Here is a 6,575-nt window from a genome sequence, read left to right as displayed (position 1 = left end):
GCACCGAAGCGCGCGGAAGCTGCGAAAAAATTCATCGCTTTCTCGGTGCAGCCGCAGCAGCAGAAGACCTACTCGGAAAACATCGCCTACGGCCCGGCCTGGGTGTTGGCGGGGCCGGAGGCGTCGGGCTGGTCAGCTCGACGGTCATTTCCGGAATTTCCGGCGGCGTCGGCAGTGGCTCCGGTCGCGCCTGATGGAAGAACCACCACGCGCCGCCGTGTATCAGTGCCGACACGGCGATCAGCAAGAGCATCTGTGATTTGTTCAACCCGCCGGGTCGTGACGTGTTGGCTGTAAACGCCGGGCTGCCCGGGGGCGGCGGAACCGGCGCTTGCTGCAACGTCCCCGGCAGGGTTCTGTGCTTTACCGCATCGTTCATTAAAGCTCCCTCGGGTCAGATGAAGGGCAATAAGGTGCCGTCCGAACATATGGCTGATGTTCGAGTGAGTGGGTGCAACTTTCTTCAAGGTGTACGCGAGCCGATAGTTGGACTATCTGTATAAGTGGCCTCGAACAGACTTATTGGCTCAGTAACATCGGTTTTGATTGTTCATGATCCATTCCCTGGCTTGTTGTTGTTTGGAGACGTCAGCTGTCTCACGCTTGTTACAGTTTGCAACAGGTGTGCCAGTTATTACCGAACTGCATTGAGTGCATTTTCTCGCTGCTGCCGATGTCGCATTTCTATAAGTTTCAGGTTCGCTCGCTGTTTTATACGGCGCGAAAGGGTCTTCAAGTCCACACAGAAGGACTTTTTCGAGTGCGAGCCAGAGGGAACGCCGTATCGCGCGAATTGGCGGGATAGAGCGGCTGCTCGGTGATCAGGCTCAGCACCTTACGGTGCGCGGCGAATCGATTTGGTGCAGGTCAGTAATTCAGCGGTCCACAGGATATGTTCCTTATTATTGCTTCTGGAGTATTGGATAACTGCATCACATTCAGGCGTGCGCTTTTGGTGCAACTTCAATGGCGGCAACTCATTGTTTGACAATCTTGCTAAACCGCCTTTTATTCATTGTCGTATTTAAAAAATAAATAACACCTGGCGCCCGGCGATTGATCGGACGCCAGGCACGTTAAGTGTGCGTTGGGTTTCAGGTAATAAAGTAGAAACGCACCAAGTCGAATATGTTCGGCTGGATTTGCGAGTGAGTCGGGTCTGTCGGGCGACGGAGCATTTGAAGATTCACGCGGTGAACTCCTTGTTGCCAGCTCGGACAGGCGAACTTTTGATTCCCTGTCGCACCTTACAAGAACGCGGATAGCGTTCGATGAATGCTCTTGGTGCGGGATGGGCACCGCCAGCGCTGATTGGCGAAGGTTGATTTCGCAAGTCGGCAGTGCATGGGAAAAGCGTGCCAATCACGACACATTTGCAGAATTTTCCACAGCAGGCCAGCCAGCCATCTACCCTGTGCTAAGGCCTAATCGGGGGAAACGGACATGTACCAGCTCTACGGGCACAAGAATTCCGGCGCGGCCGCCATCGAGGCGGCACTGGAGTTGTGCCAGATCGCCTATCGATTCATTGATACCGAAGCCAGCGCCGAAGCCGCCGAAGCGCTTGGTAAACTCAATCCGCTGAAGCAGATCCCGACCCTGCAACTGCCGGACGGCAGCGCCATGACTGAAAGTGCGGCGATCCTGATCCACCTGGGCCTGACGTTTCCCAAGTCCGGCCTGCTGCCGAGCGAGGCGGCTGATCGCGATCAGGCGATTCGCGGCCTGGCCTATATCGTCGGCAATTGCTACGCGGCGGTCGGCATCATCGATTACCCCGAGCGCTGGTTGATCACGCCCGACGAGAGCGCACGGCAGAACCTGATCGCTGGCACGCGCCAGCGCCTGCACTTCAGTTGGGAGATATTTGCCGATCAGTTTTCCGGCGAGCTGTATCTGGATGACGAAACCCCCGGGGCACTGGATGTGCTGGCGGCGGTGGTGAGCCGCTGGGCCGGCAGCCGCGAACATCTGCGCCAGACCCGCCCGGGGTTTTATGCGTGGTTGCAAAGGATTGACCGACACCCGGTGCTGGCACCGGTGTTCGAACGGCATTGGCCCTCTCAAGGCTGACAAATAGCCCCTTGTGGGAGCGAGCCTGCCCGCGAAAGCGGTGTGTCAGCCAAAGATGTTTCGACTGACCCAGCGCATTCGCGAGCAGGCTCGCTCCCACAACGGCACGGCGGTGGGCTCATTCGCCGCGAATGTATTGCTCCAGCTGTTTGATCAGTTCAGCCTGTTCGGCAATTGCTTCTTTGACCAGGTCGCCGATCGACAGCAGACCAATCAACTGGCCGTCCTCGACCACCGGCAGGTGGCGCAGGCGTTTGTCCGACATGATGCCCAGGCAGGTGTCGACGGTTTGCCGGGTGTCCACGGTGATCACGTCCTTGACCATGATGTCGCGCACCGGCGTGCCTACCGAGGAGCGGCCGTGCAGCACCAGTTTGCGGGCATAGTCGCGCTCGCTGATGATGCCGACCACTTTGTCGTCCTCGACCACCAGCAAGGCGCCGACGTTTTTCTCGGCCATCTTCATCAGCGCTTCGAGCACCATGTGATCGGGTTTGATCTGGTGCACTTCCTGATTTTTCTGATCTTTGAGCTTGAGCAGTTGGGCGACGGTCTTCATGGCAGTTACTCAGGTGTTGTCGTTGTTCATCAAGCATCGTAGACGCAGCCGCGCAGAGCAAGGTGGCAATGCGGCAGTTAGCGTGCAAAAAACGCCATTCGCCGGGTTTTTCCGCAGATCCGCGGTATTTTTTGCCGAGGCCAGGCGTGGTAATGCCGCGTAGAATGCCGGTCAGTCTGATTTTTCGAGGTCGCAGTGGTGGATTTACAGCAGGGCTTCGTCCTGACCCGGCATTGGCGCGATACGCCGGCCGGCACCGAAGTCGAGTTCTGGCTGGCGACCGACGCCGGGCCACGCCGTGTGCGCCTGGCGCATCAGCCGTCGGTAGCGTTCATTCCCGCCGCCCAGCGTGAAGCGGCCGAGCGTCTGCTGCACGATGAAAACAATGTCGAACTGCGCTCGCTCGCCCTGCAGGATTTTCAGCATCGTCCGGTACTCGGTCTGTATTGCCAGCAACACGGCCAGTTGATGCGCCTGGAAACCGCGCTGAACCGCGCCGGCGTCGATGTTTTTGAAGCCGACGTGCGCCCGCCGGAACGCTATCTGATGGAGCGCTTCATCACCGCGCCGGTGCTGTTCGGCGGCACCCCGGATGCAGAGGGCGTGCTGCTCAACGCCCAGATGAAAGCGGACCCCGATTACCGGCCGAAACTGCGCCTGGTCTCGCTCGACATCGAAACCACGGAAAACGGCGAGCTGTATTCGATTGCCCTGGAAGGCTGCGGCGAGCGCCAGGTGTACATGCTCGGCGCGCCGAACGGCGACGCCAGCATTGTCGATTTCGATCTGGAGTACTGCGACTCGCGCACGGTGATCCTGAAAAAACTCAACGACTGGTTTGCCCGCCACGACCCCGACGCAATCATCGGCTGGAACGTTGTGCAGTTCGATCTGCGCATCCTTCACGAACACGCCCGGCGTCTCGGCGTGCCGCTGAAAATCGGCCGTGGTGGCGAAGAAATGCAGTGGCGCGAGCACGGCAGCCGCAATCACTACTTCGCCTCGGCAGCGGGGCGGCTGATCATCGATGGCATCGAGTCGTTGCGGTCGGCGACCTGGAGCTTTCCGTCGTTCAGCCTGGAAAATGTTGCGCAGACCCTGCTCGGCGAAGGCAAGGCGATCAACAATCCGTACCAGCGCATGGACGAGATCAACCGCATGTTCGCCGAAGACAAACCGGCGCTGGCCAAGTACAACCTCAAGGACTGCGAACTGGTCACGCGGATCTTCGCCAAGACCGAACTGCTGACGTTTTTGCTTGAGCGCGCCAGCGTTACCGGACTGCCGGCCGACCGCAGCGGCGGTTCGGTCGCCGCGTTCACCCATTTGTACATGCCGTTGATGCATCGCCAGGGCTTTGTTGCGCCGAACCTCGGCACCAACCCGCCGCAGGCCAGCCCCGGCGGGGTTGGCATGGGTTCGCGGCCGGGGGTGTACGAGTCGGTGCTGGTGCTCGATTACAAAAGCCTGTACCCGTCGATCATTCGCACGTTTCTGATCGACCCGGTGGGCCTGATCGAAGGCCTGCAACATCCCGACGACGCTGACTCGGTGCCGGGTTTCCGTGGCGCCCGTTTCTCACGTACCCGGCATTGCCTGCCGGCCATCGTGGCGCGGGTGGCTGAAGGGCGTGAGACCGCCAAGCGCGAGCACAACGCGCCGCTGTCCCAGGCGTTGAAGATCATCATGAACGCCTTTTACGGCGTGCTCGGCTCCAGCGGCTGCCGGTTTTTCGATACCCGCCTGGCCTCGTCGATCACCTTGCGCGGCCACGAAATCATGCTGCGCACTCGCCAGTTGATCGAGGAACAAGGCCACGCGGTGATTTACGGCGACACCGATTCCACCTTCGTCTGGCTGCGCCGACTGCATGGCCAGGAAGAAGCCGCGCAGATCGGCCATGCGCTGGTCAAGCACGTCAACGATTGGTGGCGCGCCCATGTGCGCGACGAATACGGGCTGGAAAGCGCGCTGGAATTGCAGTTCGAGATTCACTACAAGCGTTTCCTGATGCCGACGATTCGCGGCGCGGAGGAGGGCAGCAAGAAGCGCTACGCCGGTCTGGTCACCCGCGCCGATGGCTCGGAGGAAATGGTCTACAAGGGCCTGGAGACCGTGCGTACCGACTGGTCACTGCTGGCCCGACAATTTCAGCAGGAACTGTATGAGCGGATTTTCCACCGCAAGCCGTATCAGGATTACGTGCGCGACTACGTGCGCAAGACCCTCGCCGGGGAATTCGATGATCGGCTGGTGTATCGCAAGCGTCTGCGTCGCACGCTCGACGATTACGAACGCAACGTGCCGCCGCATGTCCGTGCGGCACGGCTGGCGGACGACTACAACGCCGAGCAGGGTCGGCCCCGGCAGTATCAGAACGGCGGCTGGATCAGCTATGTCATCACCCTGGCCGGCCCGGAGCCTTTGGAGGTACGCCGCGCCGCCATCGATTACGATCACTACATCACCCGCCAGCTGCAACCGGTGGCGGATGCAATCCTGCCGTTTGTCGACGACGACTTCTCAACCCTGATCGGTGGGCAACTGGGCCTTTTTTGAGTCGAGCAGTTGCAGCGTCCATTCATCGAGAATGCCATGGAAGTAACGCTCCAGCGCCTGATGGAACAGGCTGCCCTCGGCGCTGAACTGAGCGAACAGGGTCATCGACGAATGAAATTTCAGGTCATCGGGGTGGCCGAAAATCTCTGCAATCGAGCGCTGCGGTACGTTGAGTACCAACTGCGTGCAGGTGCGCAATCGCGCGCCAAGCAGTTCGTGGGCCAGATAAGCCTGGGCCTCATCGGCTGAACCAATGGCAAAACGCCGGGCCATTTCGCTGCCGCCCAACCCGGCGAATTGCGGGAAGACAAACCACATCCAGTGGCTGCGCTTGCGGCCCTCTTCGAGTTCGCGTTGAACGCGTTCGAACACCGGGTCCTGCGCCTGGACAAAACGTTGCAGATCAAACGGGTCGTGCAGATCTGTGCTTCTCATCGCCAAGCCCTCGCAGTCGGCGGCTCAGACCATGGCCAGCCGCTGCTTGCGTTGTGGCGCCGGGAATAGCTTGTCTAGCGCCGCCAGATCCCCGGCGTCCAGTTGCAGCTGCGCCGCTTCGGCATTGAGTTGCACATGTTCCGGGCGCACAGCCTTGGGAATCGCAATCACGCCATCCGGGCGCAGAATCCATGCCAGCGAAACCTGCGCCGGGGTGGCGTTGTGACGACTGGCAATGTCTTGCAGAACCGGCTCGGCGAGCATCGCGCCGCCCTGGCCGATCGGACAGTAAGCCATCAGCGGCAGGCGCTGGTGCTGGCACCACGGCAGCAGATCGAATTCGATGCCGCGCTCTTCGAGGTTGTACAGCACTTGATTGGTGGCGCAGGCCGAACTGGACAGTTCTTCGAGATCGTCGACATCGAAATTCGACACGCCCCAACGGCCGATCTTGCCTTCCTCGCGCAAACGTTCGAAGGCGTCGACGGTTTCCTCCAGCGGGTATTGACCGCGCCAGTGCAGCAGATACAGATCGATGTAGTCGGTGCCGAGCCGACGCAGGCTGCGCTCGCAGGCTTGCGGGATGCCTTGGCGGCTGGCGTTGTGCGGATAGACCTTGCTGACCAGGAAAATCTTGTCGCGCTGACCGGCAATGGCCTCGCCGACGACGGTTTCGGCACCGCCCTCGGCGTACATCTCTGCAGTGTCGATCAGGGTCATGCCCAGCTCGATGCCGGTGCGCAGCGCCGCGACTTCACGGGTGTGCGCCGAGCGATCCTCGCCCATGCGCCAAGTGCCCTGGCCAATCACGGGAACCTGTACGCCGGCCAACTCAAGGGTACGCATTCAAACCTCCTGGCTTAAAGAGTCGATATCTTTAGTGGGCAGCAGGATAGACCAAGGGTTCCCCAACGAAGGTGTGTCGGAACGCTGAAACTCCTGTGGCGAG

At 60.2% G+C, this 6,575-nt stretch carries 5 protein-coding genes and 2 pseudogenes; 3 read left to right on the top strand and 4 right to left on the bottom strand.

What is annotated here, in order from left to right; genetic code table 11:
* Positions 1–99 (top strand): annotated as a pseudogene (locus AEQ63_RS28960) (hypothetical protein); the annotation flags it as partial.
* Here AEQ63_RS28960 and AEQ63_RS28955 read toward each other — a convergent pair.
* Positions 95–379: pseudogene (locus AEQ63_RS28955) on the bottom strand (energy transducer TonB); the annotation flags it as partial. The pseudogenes AEQ63_RS28960 and AEQ63_RS28955 sit on opposite strands and share 5 nt — an antisense overlap.
* A gap of 1,064 nt (positions 380–1,443) precedes the next feature.
* Here AEQ63_RS28955 and AEQ63_RS13230 point away from each other — a divergent pair.
* Entirely contained in the window at positions 1,444–2,073 is a 630-nt protein-coding gene (locus AEQ63_RS13230) for a glutathione S-transferase N-terminal domain-containing protein (protein ID WP_042609135.1), read from the top strand.
* A 118-nt stretch (positions 2,074–2,191) separates the two neighbouring features.
* Here the strand turns inward: AEQ63_RS13230 and AEQ63_RS13225 are convergent, their stop codons facing one another.
* Entirely contained in the window at positions 2,192–2,632 is a 441-nt protein-coding gene (locus tag AEQ63_RS13225; RefSeq protein WP_016775372.1) for a CBS domain-containing protein, read from the bottom strand.
* 198 nt (positions 2,633–2,830) lie between these two features.
* On the opposite strand from AEQ63_RS13225, the gene AEQ63_RS13220 reads away from it, so the two are divergent.
* On the top strand, positions 2,831–5,191 hold the full coding sequence (locus tag AEQ63_RS13220; protein ID WP_161806075.1) for a DNA polymerase II: 2,361 nt from the start codon (positions 2,831–2,833) through the stop codon (positions 5,189–5,191).
* Here AEQ63_RS13220 and AEQ63_RS13215 read toward each other — a convergent pair.
* Both AEQ63_RS13215 and AEQ63_RS13210 read right to left on the bottom strand, forming a co-directional pair.
* Positions 5,156–5,626, bottom strand: a complete 471-nt coding sequence (locus tag AEQ63_RS13215; RefSeq protein ID WP_064363687.1) for a DUF1810 domain-containing protein — start codon at positions 5,624–5,626, stop codon at positions 5,156–5,158. The genes AEQ63_RS13220 and AEQ63_RS13215 overlap by 36 nt on opposite strands.
* 24 nt (positions 5,627–5,650) lie before the next feature.
* Positions 5,651–6,472 (bottom strand): aldo/keto reductase, encoded by an 822-nt coding sequence (locus tag AEQ63_RS13210; RefSeq protein ID WP_064363686.1) that lies wholly within the window; start codon positions 6,470–6,472, stop codon positions 5,651–5,653.
* Between the last annotated feature and the right edge of the window lie 103 nt (positions 6,473–6,575).

Source organism: Pseudomonas sp. RIT-PI-o (genome assembly GCF_001297215.1).
GTDB classification, from domain to species: Bacteria; Pseudomonadota; Gammaproteobacteria; order Pseudomonadales; family Pseudomonadaceae; genus Aquipseudomonas; species Aquipseudomonas moraviensis_A.
This window is presented reverse-complemented; position numbering and strand designations above follow the sequence as displayed.